This is a genomic window from Micromonospora sp. NPDC049529 (assembly GCF_055586685.1).
Window position 1 is genome coordinate 446,246 of the sequence record NZ_JBVJHT010000004.1, and the last position, 20,301, is coordinate 466,546.

18 protein-coding genes are annotated in these 20,301 nt (G+C 71.8%); 3 read left to right on the forward strand and 15 right to left on the reverse strand.

Annotated features, from left to right (window positions below; all coding sequences use genetic code 11):
- Positions 1 to 34 precede the first annotated feature (34 nt).
- Together ACZ6QQ_RS09590 and ACZ6QQ_RS09595 are read left to right on the forward strand one after the other, a co-directional pair.
- Positions 35 to 1,243, forward strand: coding sequence for a GNAT family N-acetyltransferase (locus tag ACZ6QQ_RS09590; RefSeq protein ID WP_465875489.1), 1,209 nt, complete (start codon positions 35 to 37; stop codon positions 1,241 to 1,243).
- The gene (locus tag ACZ6QQ_RS09595; protein WP_465875490.1) at positions 1,240 to 2,352 is read left to right on the forward strand and encodes a GNAT family N-acetyltransferase; all 1,113 of its coding nucleotides are present in this window, start codon (positions 1,240 to 1,242) and stop codon (positions 2,350 to 2,352) included. The genes ACZ6QQ_RS09590 and ACZ6QQ_RS09595 overlap by 4 nt, the downstream gene beginning before the upstream one ends.
- Positions 2,353 to 2,450: 98 nt before the next feature.
- On the opposite strand, the gene hpf is transcribed toward ACZ6QQ_RS09595, so the two are convergent.
- From hpf to efeU, 8 genes are all read right to left on the reverse strand, one after another.
- Positions 2,451 to 3,092 (reverse strand): ribosome hibernation-promoting factor, HPF/YfiA family, encoded by a 642-nt coding sequence (hpf, locus tag ACZ6QQ_RS09600; protein WP_465875491.1) that lies wholly within the window; start codon positions 3,090 to 3,092, stop codon positions 2,451 to 2,453.
- A 251-nt stretch (positions 3,093 to 3,343) separates the two neighbouring features.
- A complete protein-coding gene (locus ACZ6QQ_RS09605; RefSeq protein ID WP_465875492.1) occupies positions 3,344 to 4,051 on the reverse strand; it encodes a ComF family protein in 708 nt (235 codons plus the stop codon).
- Between the two features lie 15 nt (positions 4,052 to 4,066).
- Positions 4,067 to 5,923, reverse strand: coding sequence for an LpqB family beta-propeller domain-containing protein (locus tag ACZ6QQ_RS09610; protein WP_465875493.1), 1,857 nt, complete (start codon positions 5,921 to 5,923; stop codon positions 4,067 to 4,069).
- A complete protein-coding gene (gene mtrB, locus ACZ6QQ_RS09615) occupies positions 5,920 to 7,629 on the reverse strand; it encodes an MtrAB system histidine kinase MtrB (RefSeq protein WP_465875494.1) in 1,710 nt (569 codons plus the stop codon). The genes ACZ6QQ_RS09610 and mtrB overlap by 4 nt, the downstream gene beginning before the upstream one ends.
- 67 nt (positions 7,630 to 7,696) lie before the next feature.
- Positions 7,697 to 8,386, reverse strand: a complete 690-nt coding sequence (gene mtrA / locus ACZ6QQ_RS09620) for an MtrAB system response regulator MtrA (protein WP_465875495.1) — start codon at positions 8,384 to 8,386, stop codon at positions 7,697 to 7,699.
- Positions 8,387 to 8,440: 54 nt separating this feature from the next.
- Complete coding sequence (gene efeB, locus ACZ6QQ_RS09625; protein WP_465875496.1) at positions 8,441 to 9,721, reverse strand: iron uptake transporter deferrochelatase/peroxidase subunit; 1,281 nt, start codon at positions 9,719 to 9,721, stop codon at positions 8,441 to 8,443.
- Positions 9,722 to 9,796: 75 nt separating this feature from the next.
- Positions 9,797 to 10,933 carry an iron uptake system protein EfeO gene (gene efeO / locus ACZ6QQ_RS09630; RefSeq protein ID WP_465875497.1) on the reverse strand — a complete coding sequence of 379 codons (1,137 nt, stop codon included), beginning with the start codon at positions 10,931 to 10,933 and terminating at the stop codon, positions 9,797 to 9,799.
- Positions 10,934 to 11,036: 103 nt separating this feature from the next.
- Positions 11,037 to 11,888 (reverse strand): iron uptake transporter permease EfeU, encoded by an 852-nt coding sequence (gene efeU / locus ACZ6QQ_RS09635; protein ID WP_465875498.1) that lies wholly within the window; start codon positions 11,886 to 11,888, stop codon positions 11,037 to 11,039.
- A 115-nt stretch (positions 11,889 to 12,003) separates the two neighbouring features.
- Between efeU and ACZ6QQ_RS09640 the strand changes: the two genes are divergently transcribed.
- Positions 12,004 to 12,150 carry a hypothetical protein gene (locus ACZ6QQ_RS09640; RefSeq protein ID WP_465875499.1) on the forward strand — a complete coding sequence of 49 codons (147 nt, stop codon included), beginning with the start codon at positions 12,004 to 12,006 and terminating at the stop codon, positions 12,148 to 12,150.
- A gap of 65 nt (positions 12,151 to 12,215) precedes the next feature.
- Here ACZ6QQ_RS09640 and ahcY read toward each other — a convergent pair whose 3' ends face one another.
- The 7 genes from ahcY to ACZ6QQ_RS09675 form a co-directional block, all read right to left on the reverse strand.
- Positions 12,216 to 13,715, reverse strand: coding sequence for an adenosylhomocysteinase (gene ahcY / locus ACZ6QQ_RS09645; protein ID WP_465875500.1), 1,500 nt, complete (start codon positions 13,713 to 13,715; stop codon positions 12,216 to 12,218).
- A gap of 433 nt (positions 13,716 to 14,148) precedes the next feature.
- Positions 14,149 to 15,333 carry a mannose-6-phosphate isomerase, class I gene (gene manA, locus ACZ6QQ_RS09650; protein ID WP_465875501.1) on the reverse strand — a complete coding sequence of 395 codons (1,185 nt, stop codon included), beginning with the start codon at positions 15,331 to 15,333 and terminating at the stop codon, positions 14,149 to 14,151.
- 3 nt (positions 15,334 to 15,336) lie between these two features.
- Positions 15,337 to 16,311: a cation diffusion facilitator family transporter gene (locus tag ACZ6QQ_RS09655; protein ID WP_465875502.1), complete on the reverse strand. Its 975-nt coding sequence runs from the start codon at positions 16,309 to 16,311 to the stop codon at positions 15,337 to 15,339.
- 31 nt (positions 16,312 to 16,342) lie between these two features.
- Positions 16,343 to 17,536, reverse strand: coding sequence for an SIS domain-containing protein (locus tag ACZ6QQ_RS09660; protein WP_465875503.1), 1,194 nt, complete (start codon positions 17,534 to 17,536; stop codon positions 16,343 to 16,345).
- Positions 17,533 to 17,721 carry a Trm112 family protein gene (locus ACZ6QQ_RS09665; protein WP_465875504.1) on the reverse strand — a complete coding sequence of 63 codons (189 nt, stop codon included), beginning with the start codon at positions 17,719 to 17,721 and terminating at the stop codon, positions 17,533 to 17,535. The genes ACZ6QQ_RS09660 and ACZ6QQ_RS09665 overlap by 4 nt, the downstream gene beginning before the upstream one ends.
- Before the next feature lie 62 nt (positions 17,722 to 17,783).
- Positions 17,784 to 19,184 carry a phosphomannomutase/phosphoglucomutase gene (locus ACZ6QQ_RS09670; protein WP_465875505.1) on the reverse strand — a complete coding sequence of 467 codons (1,401 nt, stop codon included), beginning with the start codon at positions 19,182 to 19,184 and terminating at the stop codon, positions 17,784 to 17,786.
- A 166-nt stretch (positions 19,185 to 19,350) separates the two neighbouring features.
- Complete coding sequence (locus ACZ6QQ_RS09675) at positions 19,351 to 20,226, reverse strand: hypothetical protein (RefSeq protein WP_465875506.1); 876 nt, start codon at positions 20,224 to 20,226, stop codon at positions 19,351 to 19,353.
- Positions 20,227 to 20,301 lie beyond the last annotated feature (75 nt).

Consider the following 20,301-nt stretch of genomic DNA (forward strand, 5'->3'; position numbering starts at 1 on the left):
ATCCAGTTACGCCCAGGGCGAACTCTCCGGCAAGATGGCCGACGTGAAGCCCGTGGAGATCGTCGAGGGCGGCCTGCTGCTCCGCCCCTGGAACGCGGCGGACGCGAGCGCCGTACTCCGGGCCTGCCAGGATCCGGACATCCGGCGATGGACCACCGTTCCCGCCCCCTACCTGCCAGAACACGCGGAAGGGTTCGTCACCGGCAGCGCACCGGCCGCCTGGGCCGCCGGCACCGGAGCCCCTTTCGCGGTCTGCGACGCCGCCACCGGCGAACTGCTCGGCTCGTGCGGCCTGGTGACGATCGAGCAGAGCCTGCGCTCGGGCGAGGTCGGCTACTGGACCGCGCCCTGGGCGCGCGGTCGCGCCGTCGCCGTCCGGGCCACCCGCGCCGTCGCCCGCTGGGCGTTCCGGGACCTCGGCCTGCGCCGGATCATCTGGCAGGCCGAGGTGGGCAACCACGCCTCCCGGCTGGTCGCGCTCCGGGCCGGATTCCGGGTCGAGGGCCAGCTCCGGCTGGCCCAGCCGCACCACCAAGGCGGTCCCGACGGCTGGATCGGCTCGCTGCTGCCGGACGACCTGCCCGACACCGACACCGACCCGACCGGGGCCGGCGGGCCCGCCGGACCGGGATCGCTCGTCGCCCGTCGGGCCGCGGTCTTCGGCCGCCCGCAGCCGGTGCTCTTCGCCACCGCCGCCGACGGGGAGATCCGGCTGCGCCGGCCGGAGGAGCACGACCTGGAGGCGATCGTGACCGCCTGCCGCGACCCGGAGGCGCAGCGCTGGCTCGGGCTGCCGGATCCGTACCGGCGATCGGACGCGGAGTTCTTCGTCCACCGGCACACGCCGGGGCGATGGGGGCGCGGCGACGGGGCGGTCTTCGTCATCGCCGACCCGCAGGACACCTTCGCCGGCACCATCGAACTCCGGATCCACCGCGACGATCCGGCGGTCGCCGACGTCGGGTACCTGGTCGCACCGCACGCCCGTGGTCGGGGCTACTGCCCGGCCGCGCTCGCCGCCGTCTGCGCCTGGGGGTACAGCAGCCTCGGCCTGGCCCGGATCGAGTGGCGGGCGCACGTCGGCAACGACGCCTCCCGACGGGCCGCCGAGAAGGCCGGCTTCGTGGTCGAGGGCATCAACCGGCAGGGCATCGTCCACCGGACCGGCCGGGTGGACGTCTGGGTCGGCGCGCTACTGGCACAGGACGGCCCGACCGCCCCGACCGGCACGGGTCCGGCGTGAACCGGGAGAGCATCGAGAACACGGCCGTACGGCTGCGACTGTTCCGCGACGGCGACCTCGACGACCTGGTAGCGGGCTGTGCAGACCCGCTGACCAGGCGCTTCCTGCCGCACCTGCCCGTTCCGTACACCGCCGCCGACGCCCACTGGTGGATCAGCGAGGGTACGGCGGCGGTCTGGGCCCGAGGCGGTGCGGCGTACGCGATCGCCGCCCCGACCACCGACCGCCTGCTCGGCGGAATCGGCCTCGACCACGTCTCGGCCCCGCGTCACCAGGGCGAGATCGGCTACTGGGTCGCGCCGTGGGCCCGTGGTCGCGGGGTGGCGACCGCCGCCACCACCCTGCTCGCCGGACGGGCGCTGACCCACGGCTTCGCCCGGCTGGAACTGCTCACCGAGCCGGAGAACGAGGCCAGCCAACGGGTGGCCCTGGGCAGCGGGTTCAGCCGGGAGGGGATCCGACGCGGCGCCGGGAACGCCCCGGACGGCAGCCGGCACGACCTGGTCGCCTGGGCCCGGTTGGCGACCGACCCGCCGGGTCCGGCGGCCCGGCTGCTGCCGGACCTGCCCGGCGGCACACTGACCGACGGGGTGGTGACGCTGCGCCCGCTGACCGCCGCCGACACCGGGTTCATGCACCGGTTGCAGAGCCTGCCGGACGTGGTCGCCGCCAGCGTCCCGCCGGTCGCCCCGGACCGGGCGCGGGTGGCGGCGCGATGCGCGCTGGCACCGGGCCGCTGGCTGGCCGGCGAACGCGCCGACCTGGTCATCCTGGACACCGCGAGCGGTACGCCGGCCGGTGAGATCGGGCTCTACTACCAGGAGCCGCAGACCGGCCAAGCGATGATCGGGTACGCGATGGACCCGGCCTGGCGGGGTCGCGGCTACCCGGGCCGGGCCGCCCGACTGCTGGCCCGCTGGGCGTTCGCCGACGCCGGCATCGAGCGGCTGACCGCCGGTGCGCTGCCGGACAACCGGGGCTCGCAGCGGGTGCTGGAGAAGGCCGGTTTCCGGCGGGAGGGCGAGGTGCGCGGCCGACTGCCCGGTCCGGACGGGCGGCGCCTCGACGACGTGCTCTACGGACTGCTGCCGCAGGATCTGTTCCGCTGACCCGTCCCCGTCTGCGTTCCCGGGCCCGGCGCACGAACGGATCCGGCCCGGCCGGCGGGGCGAGCTGACGCTGCGCCCCGCGCGACCGACCGGCGCGCCTACTCGGTGAGCGCGATGATCCCGTAGTCGTAGCCCTTGCGCCGGTAGACGACGCTGGAGCGCCCGGTTTCCTTGTCCAGGAACAGGTAGAAGTCGTGCCCGACGAGTTCCATCTGGAACAGTGCGTCGTCAACGGTCATCGGCTCGGCCGGGTGCAGCTTCGCCCGGGCGATGTGGCCCGGCTCGTGCACCTCGTAGTCGTACGGGTCCTCGGCGGACTCCGGCTCGTCCCGCGTGTCGGGCTCGGCGGTCAGGGTGGCCACGGCGGAATCGCCGAAGGGGGCCACCGGCAGGCCCGCCGTCGCGGCGGCGACCGATATCGGCGCGTGCCGGCCCCGGTGCACCCGGCGGCGGTCGGCGGCCCGGCGCAGCCGGGTGTCGAGCTTGGCTATCGCCACATCCAGGGCGCTGTAGAAGTCTTTGGCGCACGCCTCGGCGCGCACGACTGGCCCACGAGAGACGCAAGTGATCTCTACTCGCTGACAGTTGTCAGCCTGTCGCGGATTGCGTTCGTGGGACAACTCGACGTCGACTCGAATGAGTTTGTGGTCGTAGCGCTCGATCTTCGCGAGCTTGTCGGCTACATGTACCCGGTAGTGCTCCGGGACTTCGACGTTACGACCCTTGACCACGACATCCATGCGTGACCTCCTGTGATCGGACGGTCCGGAAACCAAAAAACCCGGTCAGCCTGCCCCCAGGAATCGTCCTTCGGCACCGACCGGTCGAGAATGACGCCGCCTCCTTCCCTTACCCGGAGCGGGTGGTGTCCCTCATACCCCTGGTGAACAAAACGCTAACTCCTGTCTCGTCCATAGTCACCCCCGGCAACCAAGAACCTTTGGAAACAGTCACTTGTGGCACGATCGTGTGAAATCGCCTGCACGGACCGTTACCGTCGACCGCGTCGGGTCGTTGCCGCGAGAATCGCCGCCGCGTCCACCCGTACACCGACGGCGCGTAGCGAGGTGGTCACCGAGGCCAGGGTCACCCCGGTCGTGACGATGTCGTCGAGCACCACCACGAACCGGCCGGCACCGGCACGACGCACCGCCGGCAACCGCCCCGCCCGTACGGCGAAGGCGTGTTCGGCCGCCTCGGCCCGGCCGGCGCTGTCCAGAGTGGCGGAATCGGGCCGGGGCAGGGCGCGCAACGGCGCCCCCAGCGCCACCGGCCAACCCGCCGCCCGCAACCGGTGCGCGGCCTGCCGGGCCAGCCGGCGCAGGTGGTCACCGTGGCGCTCGCGGACCGCCCGCGCGGTGGTCGGCACCGGAATCAGCAGCACCGGCCTCGGTGCGCCGGCCGCCTCCGCGACCACCTCGGCGAGCAACCGGCCCAGCGGCCGGGCCAACGAGTGCCGGCCCCGTTCCTTGTACGCCAGCAGCACCTCCCGCAGCTCCCCCTGGTACGCCCCCAGCGCCACGCAGGCGGGCAGGCCCGGCGGTGCCGGGGTGGGCCGTACCGGGGCGGGACGCAACGCCTGGAGCGCGTCGGCGCAGCGGGCGCAGACACCGTGCCGCAGCGCGGTCCCGGTGAGCCGGCAACCGGCACACCCGGCCGGCAGCACCAGGTCGGCCAGCTCCGCCCAGACCCCGGTCACCCGCGCCGCCCCTGCTCAGTAGCGGAAGAACGGCGCGCTGGGCTTGCTCGACGCGTTCACCGACGGCGACGGCGACGGCCCCGGATTCAACACGACCTGGTCGCGGCCGATCAGCCGGTCCGTCGACGAGACGGCGCCGTTGGTCTCGTACATCACCCCGAGCTGGGTGCGGCTCATCGGGTTGTCCGGGTACGCGGCCAGGTGCAGGACGTCGCCCCGGGTGTTGTCCACCAGCAGGCTCTCCAGCGCCCCGTCCACCCCGATGTTCTCGATCACCGAGCGCCGGTCCGGTTGCGCCCCGGCCAGTGCGAGCCCGGTCTCGCCGCTCCAGTCCACCGCGGTCACCGTGGCCAGCGAGGTGACCAGCCGGCGGGCCCGGCCGACGGTGACCGTACCGCCGTCGGTCCCGAGCGCGGCGACGTAGAGCGCGCCGTCGGCGATGACCGCGATCCGGTGCCCGTCCGGTGCGGCGCCGACCCCGGTCACCCGGCCCGACACACCCGACAGGCCGATCCTGACCAGTTGGGCGTTGGAGTCGAACCGGTACAGGTTCCCGTCCGCGACCACCAGCCCGATCGGCGCCCTCGGGTCGGTGCCCTTCAGCCAGACGGGCCGCTCCATGCTCGCGTACGACTCACTGGCGGCGAAGACCCGCAGCGGGTCGGCGCCGCTGGCCACCCGCAGTCGCCACCGGTCCCCGTCCGGGCTGACCAGCGCCGCACCGACCTGGTTCCCGTTGCGCGACAACGCGGCCGACCGGACGTTGCGGTTCTCCTCCGACTCGATCGGGACCGACTCGGCCGCCTCCTCACCGTCGCGAAGCTCGTGCACCGCCCCCTCGAAGACACAGAACCGGGTCGGGCTGCCGGTCACCAGGTACGGCGGATTGAGGCGTCGGTGCTCGTCGACGTCGGCCACCTTCCGCCGCTGACTCTGGATCTTCAGCTCCAGTTCCCCGTCGTCACCGCCGACGCCCTCCGGGTTCGGCGGGAGCAGGGACCAGGCGAGCTGGGTGAAGAGGCGGTCCAGGTCGACGTCGTTGTTCACCTCGCTGGCCGGCATGGAGAGGTTGACCTCCAGCCGGCCGCCGGACATCGGCGCGTTGCCGATCCGGCTGGTCCCCTCCGGCAGCGGCACGGCGGCCGGCGACAGCCACGGCGCCGGGCCGCCGATCAACCAGCCGAGCAACTCGGTGGCCTGCGACTCCCTCGGCACCGACCGGGGCAGGTAGCGCAGATCCGGCACCAGCGTGGTCCGGCCGGCGTTCCAGAAGTAGATCGTCCGCTGGCTGTAGTAGTTGAACAGGGCGGTGGTGCTCATCAGCAGCACCGGCGGCGGGTTGATCACCCACATCCCGCCGGTCGCCGGTGACTGGCTGGCGGCGGTGGCGGGCGCGGGACCGACCTCGAAGGTGTAGCTGCGGTCGGTCAGCTCCGGCTCGGCGACCGAGCCGTCCATCCGCAGTACGCCGACCTGCTGCACCTGGATCGTGACCAGGAAGCTGCCGGGACGGTCCTCCAGGCCATTCGCCTGCGTCTGTCCGACCAGCCGGACCAGGTTGATCGCCGGTTCGCTGCCGACCTTCAGCTTGAGCCTGCCGCCACCCTCCGGGATGTAACTGTTGACCCGGTCGTAGATCTCGTTCGTCTCGCCCCCGGCGGCGGCCGTCAGGTAGTTCGCGGCGACCTGCTCGGGGAGGTCGCTGTCCTGCCGCTGCGGCAGCCGCTGGGTGAGGCCGGCACCCGAGTCCTGCCCGGACTGGGGTCCCTTGCCGTCGACCCGTACCTCGCTCTCGCCGGGAATGCCGCAGCCGAACAGCCCGGCACAGAGCAGCAGGGCCACCGTCGCGGTGGGCAGGATCCTCCGACTCACGTGGTCGCCTCCGTACGCTGCGTCCCGGCCGGGTCCGCCGACCGGTCCCCGGCAGTCACCTGCACCACCGGCCCCGCCCCCGGGCCGATCGCCAACCGCGCCCCGGCCGGCACCGGCACCAGCCCCCCGACCTCGGCGTCGCCCGGCACCAGCCGCAGCGGCGCGGAGGTGAGCCGGTCACCGGCCCGTACCGGCAGGGTGAGCCGGAACTGGGCGCCCTGGCCGGGTGCCCCCCACGCCTCCAGCCAGCCGCCGTGCAGCCGGGCGTCCTCCAGGCTGATCGACAGGCCCAGGCCGGTGCCGCCGGTCTGCCGGGCCCGGGACGGGTCGGCCCGCCAGAACCGGTTGAAGACGAGCTTCTCCTCGCCGGGCTTGAGCCCCACCCCGTGGTCCCGCACGGTGATCGCCACCGCCTGCTCGTCCACGCCGAGCACCACCTCGACCGGACGCCCCTCGCCGTGCTCGACGGCGTTGCCGACCAGGTTGCGCAGGATCCGCTCCACCCGGCGCGGGTCCACCTCGGCGATCACCGGCAGCTCGGGCGCGGTCAGTCGCAGCTCCACCCCCAACCGGGCGGCCAGCCCGTCGAGCCGGTCCACCACCCGGTGCACGACCGGCACCAGGTCGGTCGGCTCGGCGTCGAGCATGGCGAAGCCGGCGTCGAACCGGCTGATCTCCAGCAGGTCGGTGAGCAGCCCCTCGAATCGGTCGAGCTCGGCCTGGAGCAGCTCGGCGCTGCGGGCCACCGCCGGGTCGAACTCGTCGCGCTCGGCGAAGATCAGGTCGGCGGCCATCCGTACGGTGGTGAGCGGTGTACGCAGTTCGTGCGAGACGTCGGAGGTGAACCGCCGCTGCAACCGGGACATCTCCTCCAGCCGGACGATCTGGCGCTGGAGGTTGGTCGCCATCTGGTTGAACGAGGCGGCGAGCAGGGCCAGGTCGTCCTCGCCGTTGACCACCATGCGCTGGTCGAGCAGGCCGGCGGAGAGCCGCTGGGCGGTCCGGGCGGCGACCCGTACCGGGTTGACCACGAGTCGGGTCACCAGGGCGGAGAGGAGCCCGAGCAGCAGCACCAGGGTGATGCCGGTGGCCACCACGGTCGACCGCGCCTCGTCGGCGATCTTGTCCCACCGGGTCAGCGGTACGAAGTAGTAGAGCTCCACCTGGCCGAACTCGGTCGGCACCGGGGAGCCGTAGACCAGGTACTTCGCCGTACCGCCGTCGAGGTTGCCGGTCCGGAACTGGTGTGCGACCTCGCCGCCGGCCACCCGCTCGCGCAACTCGTCGCTGATCATCGGGCTCACGTTCACCCCGACGGGTGAGGTGGCCGGCTCGATCGTCCGGTAGCCGTCCGCCTGGAGCGCCACCACCACCCCGGCGACCTGCTCCGGATCGTTGCCGGCGAGGTAGCGGACGGTGGTCTCGAAGGTGGCGCTGAGCTTCGGCGCGTACGACACGGTGTAGACGTTGATCTGGCCCTCGGCGTAGTCCCGGCCGTTCTCCAGCCGCTGCTTGACGTCGGCGGTGGCGTTGTCGAGCAGGATGTTGGTGATCCGCTCGGCGACGAGCACGGCGAAGCCACCGACCAGCAGGCTCGACGCGACCAGGGTGATGCTGACGACGCGCAGCTGCAACGACCGGCGCCAGGTCTGGTGCAGGCCGGCGGCGATCGCCCGGGACCGGGCGAACGTCGCACGCCGGAACACCCGGGCCAGGGTACGGGCACGGGTCAGAGCGGGGGGAAACACCGGGTCAGCCACAGTGTGCCCCAGGCTATCCGGTGCCCGCCTTGTAACCCACGCCGCGCACGGTCAGGATGATTTCGGGTCGCTCCGGATCCGGTTCGATCTTGGCTCGCAGTCGCTGTACGTGCACGTTGACCAGCCGGGTGTCGGCCGCGTGCCGGTAGCCCCAGACCTGTTCGAGCAGGACCTCCCGGGTGAACACCTGGCGGGGCTTGCGGGCCAGCGCGACCAGCAGGTCGAACTCCAGCGGGGTCAGCTTGACCTCTTCGTCGTCCCGGCTGACCGTGTGCGCCGGCACGTCGATGGTGATCTGGTTGCCGGGCGGTCCGATGGTCAGCATCTCCGGCGCGGCGTCCTCGCCCCGACGCAGCCGGGCCCGCATCCGGGCCACCAGCTCCTTCGGCTTGAACGGCTTGACCACGTAGTCGTCGGCCCCCGACTCCAGGCCGAGCACGACGTCGACGGTGTCGCTCTTCGCGGTCAGCATGACGATCGGCACGCCCGACTCGGCCCGGATCGACCGGGCCACGTCGATGCCGCTCATACCCGGCAGCATCAGGTCGAGCAGGACGATGTCGGGCCGGCTGTCGCGGAACGCGGCCAGCGCCCGCTCCCCGTCGGCGACAAAGGAGGGCAGGAATCCCTCGCTGCGCAGGACGATGCCGAGCATCTCGGCCAGCGCGGGGTCGTCGTCGACCACCAGTACCCGGGCTCTCATGGCACCAATATTCCATCCCCGTTCATATTCATGGGACCGGCACCACCCCGACGATCAGTCAAAGAGTGCGCGCCCCCAGAAATCGCCCTCGTCGCGTACGCCGGGCGGGCAGGCAAAGAGCCCACTGGATACGTGGCGTAGATACTCGTTCAACGCATCGCGACGGGCAAGCTGGGTCTGGATCGGCACGAACTGCTTGCGCGGGTCCCGCTGGTACGCGATGAAGAACAGTCCGGCGTCGAGCCGGCCGAGCCCGTCGGAGCCGTCGACGAAGTTGTAGCCGCGCCGCAGCAGCCGAGCCCCGTTGTTCAGGTCGGGGTGGGCCAGCCGGACGTGGGCCGTCTCGGCGATCGCCGGCTTGCCGTCCGGACCCGTCGCCCGGAAGTCGATCTCGTCGAACTCGTCGCGCTGCCCGATCGGCGCCCCGCTGCCCTTGGTACGGCCGACCAGTTCCTCCTGCTCGGCCAGGGAGGTCCGGTCCCAGGTCTCGATGATCATGCGGATCTTGCGGGTGACCAGGTACGAGCCACCGGTCATCCAGTCCGGTCCGTCGCCCGGCTGGACCCAGAGGTGCTCCCGGAGCAGGTCGGTCTCCTCGGCCTTCAGGTTGGCCGTACCGTCCTTGAACCCGAACAGGTTCCGGGGGGTGGCCTGCTCCCGCGACGTCGACGACGTACGCCCGAAGCCGAGCTGCGACCAGCGCACGCTCACCGCCCCCATGCCGATCCGGGCCAGGTTCCGGATCGCGTGCACCGCCACCTGCGGATCGTTGGCGCACGCCTGCACGCAGAGGTCACCGCCTGAGATCTCCGGTTGCAGGGCGTCACCGGGAAAGCGGGGCAGCTCGGCCAGGGCGGCCGGGCGGCGGTCGGCGATGCCGAACCGGTCCCGGCCGTCGGCGTCGCGGAACAGCGTCGGACCGAACCCGACGGTCAGGGTCAGCCCGGACGGCGGCAGGCCGAGCGCCTCGCCGGTGTCGTCCGGCGGGGCCTGCGGTGCCCCGTTCACCGCGCCGACCACCCCGGCGTCCTGGCCGGCGGTCATCCGGGCGGCGGCCACGGTCCAGTCCTTGAGTAGTTCGACCAGCCGGGCCCGGTCCTTGGTGATCACGTCGAAGGCGACGAAGTGCAGCCGGTCCGGCACCTCGGTGGTGATGCCCGCCTGGTGCTCGCCCCGGAACGGCACCGCCCCGGCGGCGGTGGCGGCGGCCGTCGGCTGCGGGTCGAGTACGCCCCGAAACAGCGCACCCGCCCCGGCGGCGACCCCGACACCCGCCGCACCGGCCACACCGGCGAGCCCGATCGCCCGCCGCCGCGACACCCGATTCTCCGTCACGCCCCATCCCCCAACCCGTCTACGACCGGACCACCCGACGAGGGCCCCGGACCGGCCAACCCGGCGGTTCGGCCGTTACTTCGCGACGACCGCCGCGACCTTGCTGATCGGCTCGGCGAGCGCGTTGATGGCGTCCGAGAGCTCCTTCAGGTCGGCCTTGCCCAGCTCGGTGTGCAGTTTCCAGCCGTCGCCGGAGCGGTGCTTCGCCAGCGTGCTGTCGACAGTGGCGAACCCGGCGTCCAGCGACGTGACCAGGTCGGGGGCGCGCTCGGTGAGCACCGGGCGGAGCGCGGCGATGGCCGCCTTCGAACCCTCGACGTTGGCGTTGAAGTCCCACAGGTCGGTGTGCGAGTAGCGGTCCTCCTCACCGGTGATCTTGCCGGTGGCGACCTCGTCGAGCAGTTCCTTGGCACCGTTGGCCAGGTTCAGCGGGGAGAGCTTCTCGGCGTTCGCCTTGGCCACGATCTCCTTGACGTCGGCCAGCAGCCGATCCGCGATCGGGCCGTCCCGGCTGATGTCACCGGTGGTCCAGAGGTCCTTCTCCAGGCGGTGGAAGCCGGTGAACTCCATGCCCTCCTCCAGCACCTCCTCCCGGCCGTCGATCTTCGGGTCGAGGTCACCGAAGATCTCCGCGACCGGTTCGATCCGCTCCCAGTAGGTGCGGGCCACCGGGAAGAGCGCCTTGGCGCCCGCCACGTCGCCGGCCTTGACCGCGTTGACGAACTCCGTGGTCTTGTCCAGCAGCGCACCGGTCTGGCTCTGCACGTACCGCTGGTAGCTCTCGGTCGCGCCGGCCAGGGCGGCGTCCTCGGTGAGCGGCGCGGCGGAGCCGCTGACGGTCAGCGCGCCCCGGATGCCCTTGCCGATCATGCCCGGCTTGCAGGCCGTCTCGTACGTGCCGGCGGGCAGTTCGACGTGCAGTTCGCGGCTGAGGCCGGGGACGACGTTCTCGACCTCGCCCATCACCCGGTCACCGGCGGCGTAGACGTAGAACTCGGTGACCTTGGCACCGGAGTTCGTCACCTCGAACACGACCGTACCGGCGCCGACCTCGGTCGAGCCGACCTCGCACGCGGTGTCGGTGGCCTTGACCGCGATCGGACCGCCGGCGGCGGCGTCCCCGGCGCTGTCGTCCGTGGCGCCACAGCCGGCCAGGCCGGCACCGGCGAGCGCGCCGGCGGCCGCCAGCGCCAGGAAGCGGGTGGTACGCATTCGGGTTCTCCTTGCGGTTCGGGTGTTCCGGCGCGGTCAGCCGGGTGCCGGGTCGGCGGGCGCGGCTACGGGCAGGGTCGATCGGTCGGGGTGGCCGATCGGGTCAGGCCGACGGGGCCACGGTCGCCGGTGCGGCGGGCGCGGTGGTCCCGGACGCGCGGCGTCCGGGGAGCAGGAAGAGGAGCAGGACCGGAATCGCGTACGCCACCCAGGCGACGACCTCCAGTACGGTCGACTCGGCGGTGACGTTGAACATGCCGCTGAGCAGGGTGCCGTACCAGGTCGACGGGTCGAACAGGCCGGAGTACGCCAGGTTCCTGATGCCGGGCAGGACGCCGGCCTCCTGGAAGTCGTGGGTGCCGTACTTGAAGATGCCGGCGGCGACCAGGATGAGCAGCGCGCCGGTCCAGGTGAAGAAGCGGGTCAGGTTGATCCGGACGGCGGTGGCGTAGAGCAGGTAGCCGATCGCGATCGCGGTGGCGATCCCGCCGATCAGGGCGTACAGCGGGCCGCCGTTGACGTCGGCACCCTGCACGGCCGAGTAGAAGATGAGGGCGGTCTCCAGGCCCTCGCGGACCACCGCGAGGAAGGCCATCAGGGCGACGGCGAGGGAGCCGACGGCGAGCGCGTCGGTGAGCTTGCCGCGCAGTTCGCCGCTGAGCGAGCGGGCCGCCCGACGCATCCAGAAGATCATCGCGGTGACGAAGGCGACCGCGGCCACCGAGGTGATCGCCTCGAACAGCTCCCGGTCCGACGACCGGGCCAGCAGGGTGGTGCTGGTGTATTCGAGCAGCCAGCCGAAGATCACGGAGAGCACCACCGCGAGCGCCACGCCGCCCCACACCTGCGGCAACCGGTCCCGGCGCTCGGACTTGACCAGGAACGCGACCAGAATGCTGACCACCAGCGTGGCTTCCAGGCCCTCGCGCAGGCCGATCAGGTAGGTGGCGAACATCAGGACTCCGGGTCACTCGATTAGGCGTCCCTAAGTTAGGACAGCCTACCTTGCGCCCTTCTTCTACTGCTTGTCAACGTGGCGCCGCACACCGGATCTCTGATCCAATGACCGGATGAAGGCCTTCGTACCGTGGTTCGTCGTGCTCGCGGTCATCTTCGCGCTGAGCGCGCTGAAGCTGCGCCCGCTCGCCACCGCGGTGGCACTCGGTTGGCTCGGCTACTGCGTCTGGACCTGGGTACGCGCCGCCCGTACCCGCTGACGGCAACGGCCGGATCGACCGACGCGCGGAGCGCCAGCCGACCCGGCCGTCACGTACGGCGGGACTCAGTACCGGTAGTGGTCGGACTTGTACGGTCCCTCGACCGGAATGCCCAGGTAGGCAGCCTGCTCCTTGGTCAGTTCGGTGAGCCGTACGCCGAGCGCGTCCAGGTGCAGCCGGGCGACCTTCTCGTCCAGGTGCTTCGGCAGCACGTAGACGCCGACCGGGTACTCCTCAGTCTTGGTGAACAGCTCGATCTGCGCGATCGTCTGGTTGGCGAACGAGTTCGACATCACGAAGCTCGGGTGCCCGGTGGCGTTGCCCAGGTTCAGCAGCCGGCCCTCGGAGAGCACGATGATCGAGTGCCCGTCGTCGAACTTCCAGACGTCGACCTGCGGCTTGATGTTCGTCCGCTGGACGTCCGAACGCTTCTGTAGGCCGGCCATGTCGATCTCGTTGTCGAAGTGGCCGATGTTGCCGACGATCGCCTGGTGCTTCATCCGGGCCATGTGCTGGTTGGTGATGACGTCGAAGCAACCGGTGGCGGTGACGAAGATGTCGGCGGTCTCGACCACGTCGTCCAGCGTCGCGACCTGGTAACCGTCCATCGCGGCCTGGAGCGCGCAGATCGGGTCGATCTCGGTGACGATGACCCGCGCGCCCTGGCCGCGCAGCGACTCCGCGCAGCCCTTGCCGACGTCGCCGTAGCCGAGCACGACCGCGACCTTGCCGCCGATGAGCACGTCGGTGGCCCGGTTGATGCCGTCGATCAGCGAGTGCCGGCAGCCGTACTTGTTGTCGAACTTGCTCTTCGTCACCGAGTCGTTGACGTTGATCGCCGGGAACAGCAGCGTTCCGGCCTGCTGCATTTCGTAGAGCCGGTGTACGCCGGTGGTGGTCTCCTCGGTGACGCCCTTGATGTCAGCGGCGACCCGGGTCCAGCGGGTGTTGTCCTCGGCCAGCGAGCGGTGCAGCAGGCCGAGGATGACCGCGTACTCCTCGGAGTCGGCGGACTCGACCGGCGGCACCGCGCCGGCCGCCTCGAACTGGGCGCCCCGGTGCACCAGCAGGGTGGCGTCACCGCCGTCGTCGAGGATCATGTTCGGGCCCTGCCCGTCCGGCCAGAGCAGCACCTGCTCGGTGCACCACCAGTACTCCTCCAGCGACTCGCCCTTCCAGGCGTACACCGGGACACCGGCGGGGGCGTCGACGGTGCCCTCCGGTCCGACCACGATCGCGGCGGCGGCGTGGTCCTGGGTGGAGAAGATGTTGCACGACGCCCACCGGACCTGCGCCCCGAGGGACGTCAGGGTCTCGATCAGCACCGCGGTCTGGATGGTCATGTGCAGCGAGCCGGTGATCCGGGCGCCGCGCAGCGGTTGCGCGGCGGCGAACTCCCGACGCAGCGACATCAGGCCGGGCATCTCGTGCTCAGCCAGCTGGATCTCCTTGCGTCCGAACTCGGCGAGCGACAGATCCGCCACCTTGAAGTCGCCACCGGCGAGGGTCGTGGGTCGGGCCTCGGTCGACGCGCCACCGGAGGGCGCCGGGAGAGTGCTGGTCATGAAAGCTCCTGTCGTACGGGTCTGGCGGGCGACCCTCCACATTACGCCCGACCGCACCCGCGCCGGCACAGGCGGTGCCGTCCGCTCCCGGACAAGCACGACATTTGGCGACGACGACGGCACGGCGGAAGTCATGGTGGCCGGCCTTGACGCCAGCGATGGTCGCACAGCGCGCGGCCGGCGGGGCAGTCGACGGGCGCACAGCACGCGGGGCGGCGGGTCGTGGACGGCTTCCCGCCCAGCGTCCCTCCGCCCCGCGCATCCCCCCGGTTTGGTACCCCGCGCGTCTCACGACCCCCATCATGATGACGCTGCGTGGTTATAGATTCACACTCCGCACATGGCCTGTCAAGCCGATCCGGAAATATCCAATCCACTGGCCGGAAAGTGGCACGGGAGAAGTACCCGACGGACGCGCAGCGAGCCGAACCGCTCAGCTCGCCGGGACGATCCCGGCCGTACCGACAAAAACCTCGCCCCGGCCGGAAAAGACCAGCAGACCGCCGTCGGCGGCACCGATCGCCGCCCGGCCGGGCTCGACCGTCACCGCACCGGCCGCGTCCCGGACCACGACCGCGCCGGAACCGCCGAGCACCACCCGCGGCCCGGTCACCCCGAGCCGGGCCTGCGCCAACCCCTCGTCCAACCGCACCCGGTAGAGCGCGAAATCGTCGACCGGAACCCGCCAGGTGACCACCCCCGGCACCACCGGCTCCGGCACGAGCAACGGATCCTCCAGCACCTCGAACCGCAGCACCCGGAGCAACTCGGCGATGTCCACGTGCTTCGGCGTCAGCCCACCGCGCAGCACGTTGTCGCTGGCCGCCATGATCTCCACACCCGCTCCGCGCAGGTACGCGTGCAGGTTGCCGGCCGGCATCCAGATCGCCTCGCCCGGCTCCAGCCACACGTGGTTGAGCAGCAGCGCCACCAGCACGCCGGGATCACCCGGATACCAGCCCGCCAACCGCCGGACCAGCTCCTGCTCGTTGGCGTACCCCGGCCCGAGATCGGCGGTCCGGACCGTCTCGACCAGCCCGGCCCGATCCACCGCCGGCCAGGTCAACAACCGCTGTACGGCATCCCGCAGCCCCGCGACCCCGGTACGCAGGCACGCCACCAGCGGCTTCAGCGCCGGAATGTCGAACGCCTCCAGCACCGCCGCCGACCGCCGGGGATCCCGGAACCCGCAGAGCGCCTCGAACGGCGCGATCGCCACCAACATCTCCGGCTTGTGGTACGGGTCGACATAGTTGCGGTGCGCGGTCGGTGGCAGGGCCTGGTCGGCCGCGTACCCGAGCCGGGCCTGCTCGGCATCCGGATGGGCCTGCAACGACAGCGGAGCCTCCGGCGCCAGGAGCTTCATCAGGAACGGCAGCCGCCCCTCGAACCGGACCAGCACCTCCTCGCCCAACCAGCGCCCCGGCTCGGCGGCCAGCAGCTCGATCAGGCTGACCCGGGCGTCCTGCTGGCACACCATCGCCGGTGCACCGGGATGAGCGCCGAGCCAGAGTTCGGCCTCCGGCCCGGCGCTCGGCACGGGCCGCCCCTGCAAACCGGCGATCACCGAACGCGATCCCCAGGCATAGTCACGGATCGGGCCGTGCAACGGTTCCACGCCTTAGCCTTTCCCACCCGTTTCACCGGCGGCCGGCCCCGGGGCGCTGCGCGGGTTCGCCGCCCGTGCGCTGTAGATGTCCGGCTCCAGGTAGATCACCCGAGCGATCGGCACCGCCGTACGGATCCGCGCCTCGACCGTGTCGATGTCGCGGGCCAGTTCCTCCGCCGAGGCGGCCGGCGAGACCGCGATCTTCGCGGCGACCAGCAGCTCCTCCGGCCCCAGGTGGAGGGTGCGCATGTGGATGATCCGCTCGACCTCGGACCCCTCGTTGACCGCCCGCTCGATCGCGCTCACGTCCTCCGGGGTGGCCCCCTCACCGAGCAGCAGACTCTTCGTCTCCACCGCCAGGATCACCGCGATGGTCACCAGCAGGATGCCGATCGCGAACGTGCCGGCCGCGTCCCACCTGCCGTTGCCGGTGACCAACGTCATCGAGACGCCGACCATGGCGAAGATCAGGCCGAGCAGCGCGCCGAGGTCCTCCAGCAGCACCACCGGCAGCTCCGGCGCCTTGGCCCGGCGAACGAACTGCACCCAGCTCGCCTTGCCGCGTACGTGGTTCGACTCGACGATCGCGGTCCGGAACGAGAACGACTCCAGGCCGATCGCGACGATCAGCACGGTTATCGGCACCCACTGGTGGTTGTCGATCCCCTCCGGGTGCTGCCACTTGTGGTAGCCCTCGTAGAGCGCGAACAGGCCACCGACGCTGAACAGCACGATCGAGACGATGAAGGCGTAGATGTAACGCTCACGCCCGTACCCGAAGGGGTGTTGCGGGGTCGCGCCGCGCTGCGCCCGACGGCCGCCGACCAGCAGCAACGCCTGGTTGCCGGAGTCCGCGACCGAGTGGATCGCCTCGGCCAGCATCGACGACGACCCGGTCAACAGCCAGGCCACGAACTTGGTGATCGCGATGCCCAGATTGGCCAGCAGGGCAGCGATGATCGCCCGCGTTCCTCCACCGGCGCTCATGCGGGCACCCCCTGCCGGCCAATCTGCGCGTTCACGGGTTCGACAGCTCCTTCATCTCGCTGACCGCCGGAACGGCCATCGGATCGAGCCCATGGGCCAGTGCCAGGTACACGGACGCGAAATCGGGTACGGCGATCAGCGACGCCAACCGCTCCAACGCCGAACCACCCTCGGCGGTGACCACGTCGCAGCGCACCCCGCGCCGCTCGGCCAGGGTCTGCAACGCGTCCGCCCGCCGCTCCTCGACGGCCAGCGGCTCGTCACTGTCATCCTCGGCGTTCAAACCGCCATCGCGCAGCAGCACGACCCGCAACCGGGTACCGTCGGACTCCTCCTCCGGGTCGGCGAAGATGTCCCGGGTCGACTCGGCGAGCCCTCCGAACACCCCGTCGAGCAGCCCCACCCGACCCCGACCGGCCTCGCCCAGCGCACCGGCGACCACCGGGTAGCGCGCGTTCGCCGACAGCGTGTCGCCGAACCGTCGGGCGGCCACCGTGGCCAGCGGGGACGAACCCCAGACCACCGGCACCGAGCCGGCCAGCCCGAGCGCCAGCGACTTGGCCGGGTTGACGAACGACTCGGCGGTGGGCCGGCTGCGGTCGGCGTCCGCGTCCAGCCGGGCGGCAGTCTCGGCCAGGTCCGCCTCGTTGACCTTCACCAGCCCGAGCGCACGGGCGGCGAGCAGCACCGGCACCGTCAGACCCCAGAGGCTGGCCCGCGCGGGCGCCCGCCGGGGCACCGGGATGAACGGCGCCCGGACCCCCTCGGCCACCGACTGGAGCTGCGAGTCCGGGGCACCGACGGCGACCAGCCTGGCCCCGCGCCGGGCCGCCGCCTCGGCCGCGCCGAGCGCCTCCGGGCTGCGCCCCGACGCACTCACCGCGATCACCACGTCGGCGGCACCCACCCAGCCCGGAACCCCGGCGCTGCGGTGCGCGATCACCGGCACCGGGCAACGCGGACCGGCGACCGTGGCCAGGATGTCACCGGTACGTCCGGCGGTGCCGATGCCGGCGATCACGACGGCGCGCGGACGACCCTCGTCGGCCAGCACACCCAGGTTCGCCTCGGCGGCCAGCGCCGCCGACTCGCGTACCTGGGCGCCGGCCGACGCGGTGAACCGCAGCATGCCGCCCGGATCGGCCTCGGCCAGCGCCGCCACGTCGTCGAGCAGCCCCTCGTCGGGGACCCGTCGCCCGCTCACGCCGGCGTGGGCGTCCATCACTTCTCCTCCTGGGCGGTACCGCCGCGGGCCTCGTCGAGCAGGAGCACCGGTACGTCGTCGCGGACCTCGAAGATCCGCTGGCATTCGGTGCAGGTCAGGGTCTGGCCCACCGGGTCATAGTCGAGCGGGGCGTGGTGCGTGTCCGGGCAGGCGAGAATCTCGAGTAACTGCGGATCAAGGGCCACGATGCGGCTCCTTCCACGTCATCCGGGCGGCCGGATCGGCGTTCCGGCCGGCGCACGGGATCTTATCGGCGTACCAGGTCGAGCACCTCGTCACGGAGCGCGGTCATCCGCTCCCGGTTCGGTCCCTCCACGTTCAGCCGCAGCAGCGGTTCGGTGTTGGAGGGGCGCAGGTTGATCCAGGCCCCGTCCGGGAAGCGAACGGTCAACCCGTCCAACTCCTCGGTCTCGGCGCCCTGGTAGACCCGCTTGACCTCGGCCAGCTTCGCCGCCTGGTCGGTGACCGTGGAGTTGATCTCGCCGGAGCAGACGTACCGCTCGTACTCGGCGGCGAACTCCGACAGCGGACGGTCCTGCTCGCCGAGCGCGGCGAGCAGGTGCATCGCGGCGAGCATGCCGGTGTCGGCGAACCAGAAGTCGCGGAAGTAGTAGTGCGCCGAGTGCTCCCCGCCGAAGACCGCGTTCGTACGGGCCATGTCGGCCTTGATGAACGAGTGCCCGACCCGGCTGCACAGCGGCTTCCCGCCGTGCTCCCGGATGATCTCCGGCACCGCACTGGAGGTGATCAGGTTGTGGATGACCGTGGAACCGGGGTGCTTGACCAGCTCGCGTACGGCCACCAGGGCGGTGATCGCGGACGGCGAGACCGGCTCTCCGCGCTCGTCGATGACGAAGCAGCGGTCGGCGTCGCCGTCGAAGGCGAGCCCGAGGTCGGCGCCGTGTTCCAGGACCGCCGCCTGGAGGTCGACCAGGTTCGCCGGGTCGAGCGGGTTGGCGTCGTGGTTGGGGAAGGTGCCGTCCAACTCGAAGTAGAGCGGCACGATGGTCAGTGGCAGGGCCGGCAGCACGGCGTCGCCGAGCACCACCGGCACGGTGTAGCCGCCCATCCCGTTGCCGGCGTCGACCACCACCCTCAGCGGGCGGATGGCGCTCAGGTCGACCAGGTTGCGCAGGTGGGCGGCGTACTCGGGGAGCAGGTCTCGACGCTCCAGCGGCTCGCTCGGCTCGCCGGCGGGGTGCGACTCGTCCTTGTCGAGCAGGGCCTGGGCCCGTTCGCGGATCTCGGCCAGGCCGCTGTCCTGGCCGATCGGCCGGGCACCGGCCCGGCACATCTTGATCCCGTTGTACTGCGCCGGGTTGTGGCTGGCGGTGAACATGGCACCGGGCAGGTCGAGGCTGCCGGAGGCGTAGTAGAGCAGGTCGGTGGAGCCGAGGCCGGTGTCGATGACCGACATCCCCTCGGATCGGACCCCGGCGGCGAACGCGGCGGCGAGACCGGGGCCGCTGGCCCGCATGTCGTGGGCGATCACCACCGTGTCCCGGTCGCCGGTCGGGCCGTCGCCCGGGTCCTCGCGCACCACCTGTGCGAAGGCCGCGCCCAACGCCTCGGCGACCCGCTCGTCCCACTGGTCGGGGACGGTACCGCGGACGTCGTACGCCTTGACGATTTGGGACAGATCAGACAACGGTCTCGCTCCTCAGTCATGCGCCACCAACGGCCTGAGCGTATCGGAGCCAACGCCCCGAGCCGGGCGCAAGGCCGGTTGCCGGGCAATGCTCAGCGTGGTCGGGCGGCGGGGTGAAGCTCGGATTTCGGACGGCGGGGACGGAGTAGCCGAGCCGGAATCGGGCTCAGGGGCGGATCCGGGGCATCACCACGGTGGCGTCGCCTCCCGCACCGGCCGGCGGCGGGAACGGCGGACGCGGACCGGCGTACGGCGTACCGCCGGAACCCGGCTCGTCCCGACCACCCCTGGCCCGGCGCAGCAACAGCACCAGCAGGGCGATCCCGATCGCCACCATGCCGATCCCGACCACCATCACGGTGGAACCGATCCCGCCACCGTCACCCGCGCCGGCACCGGCCCCCAGACCGGGCTGCCCGGTCGGCACGACGGCCACGACCTCGGTCGGGTCCGGCTCGGGGGCGTACGTCGTCTCCTCCGGCGTCGGGCTCGGACTGGCCGACTTCGACGACCGGCCGGTCGGGGTGGGCGTGCCCCTGGCCCCGTTCAGCCTCCGCTGCTCGGCGTCGCGGGCGATCAGGTCGCCGCCGGCCGTGTACGCCTCGGCCACGATGTTCACCCGGCCCGCCGGCACACCCGCGGCGAAGCCCACCCGGTAACGGACCGAGACGCTCTTGCGCTCGCACAGCTCGGGCTTCTCCGGTGCCACCCGGCCGGTACGGAGCCCGTCGCCGTCACCGGAGACCGGCACCGCCGCCCAGCGGCCATCGCGTGCGGCCAGCACGACCACGTCGTCGGCGGAGAGCCCCGGCGCCTGGATCAGCAACGTGGTCCGGGCCGATACGCAGCCCCGGGACCGCTTGGTCACCGACACGGTGACCGAGCCCGGCGAACCACCGGCGGTGAAACTGCCGGGCGAGCCGAGCCGGACCGAGTCCTCGTCGTCGGCGAACGCCGGTGCCGCGCCGATCGTGACCAGGCCGACCAGCAGCGTGCAGACAGTCGCGAACCGAACCGCGCCGCGCCGTACCACGATGATCACCTCGCCGCTTCCGGTTGGGGTACGGCGGACAGGCTACCGTGTCCCGCCACGTCCACCCCGGCCCCGGCTGCCACG

What these genes read in the sequence shown, in the direction of transcription:
- ACZ6QQ_RS09590 (WP_465875489.1), top strand. Translation starts at nt 35, where the DNA reads ATGGCCGACGTGAAGCCCGTGGAGATCGTCGAGGGCGGCCTGCTGCTC.
- hpf (WP_465875491.1), bottom strand. Translation starts at nt 3,092, where the DNA reads ATGGATGTCGTGGTCAAGGGTCGTAACGTCGAAGTCCCGGAGCACTAC.
- mtrA (WP_465875495.1), bottom strand. Translation starts at nt 8,386, where the DNA reads ATGAGAGCCCGGGTACTGGTGGTCGACGACGACCCCGCGCTGGCCGAG.
- efeO (WP_465875497.1), bottom strand. Translation starts at nt 10,933, where the DNA reads ATGCGTACCACCCGCTTCCTGGCGCTGGCGGCCGCCGGCGCGCTCGCC.
- efeU (WP_465875498.1), bottom strand. Translation starts at nt 11,888, where the DNA reads ATGTTCGCCACCTACCTGATCGGCCTGCGCGAGGGCCTGGAAGCCACG.
- ACZ6QQ_RS09640 (WP_465875499.1), top strand. Translation starts at nt 12,004, where the DNA reads ATGAAGGCCTTCGTACCGTGGTTCGTCGTGCTCGCGGTCATCTTCGCG.
- ahcY (WP_465875500.1), bottom strand. Translation starts at nt 13,715, where the DNA reads ATGACCAGCACTCTCCCGGCGCCCTCCGGTGGCGCGTCGACCGAGGCC.
- ACZ6QQ_RS09655 (WP_465875502.1), bottom strand. Translation starts at nt 16,311, where the DNA reads ATGAGCGCCGGTGGAGGAACGCGGGCGATCATCGCTGCCCTGCTGGCC.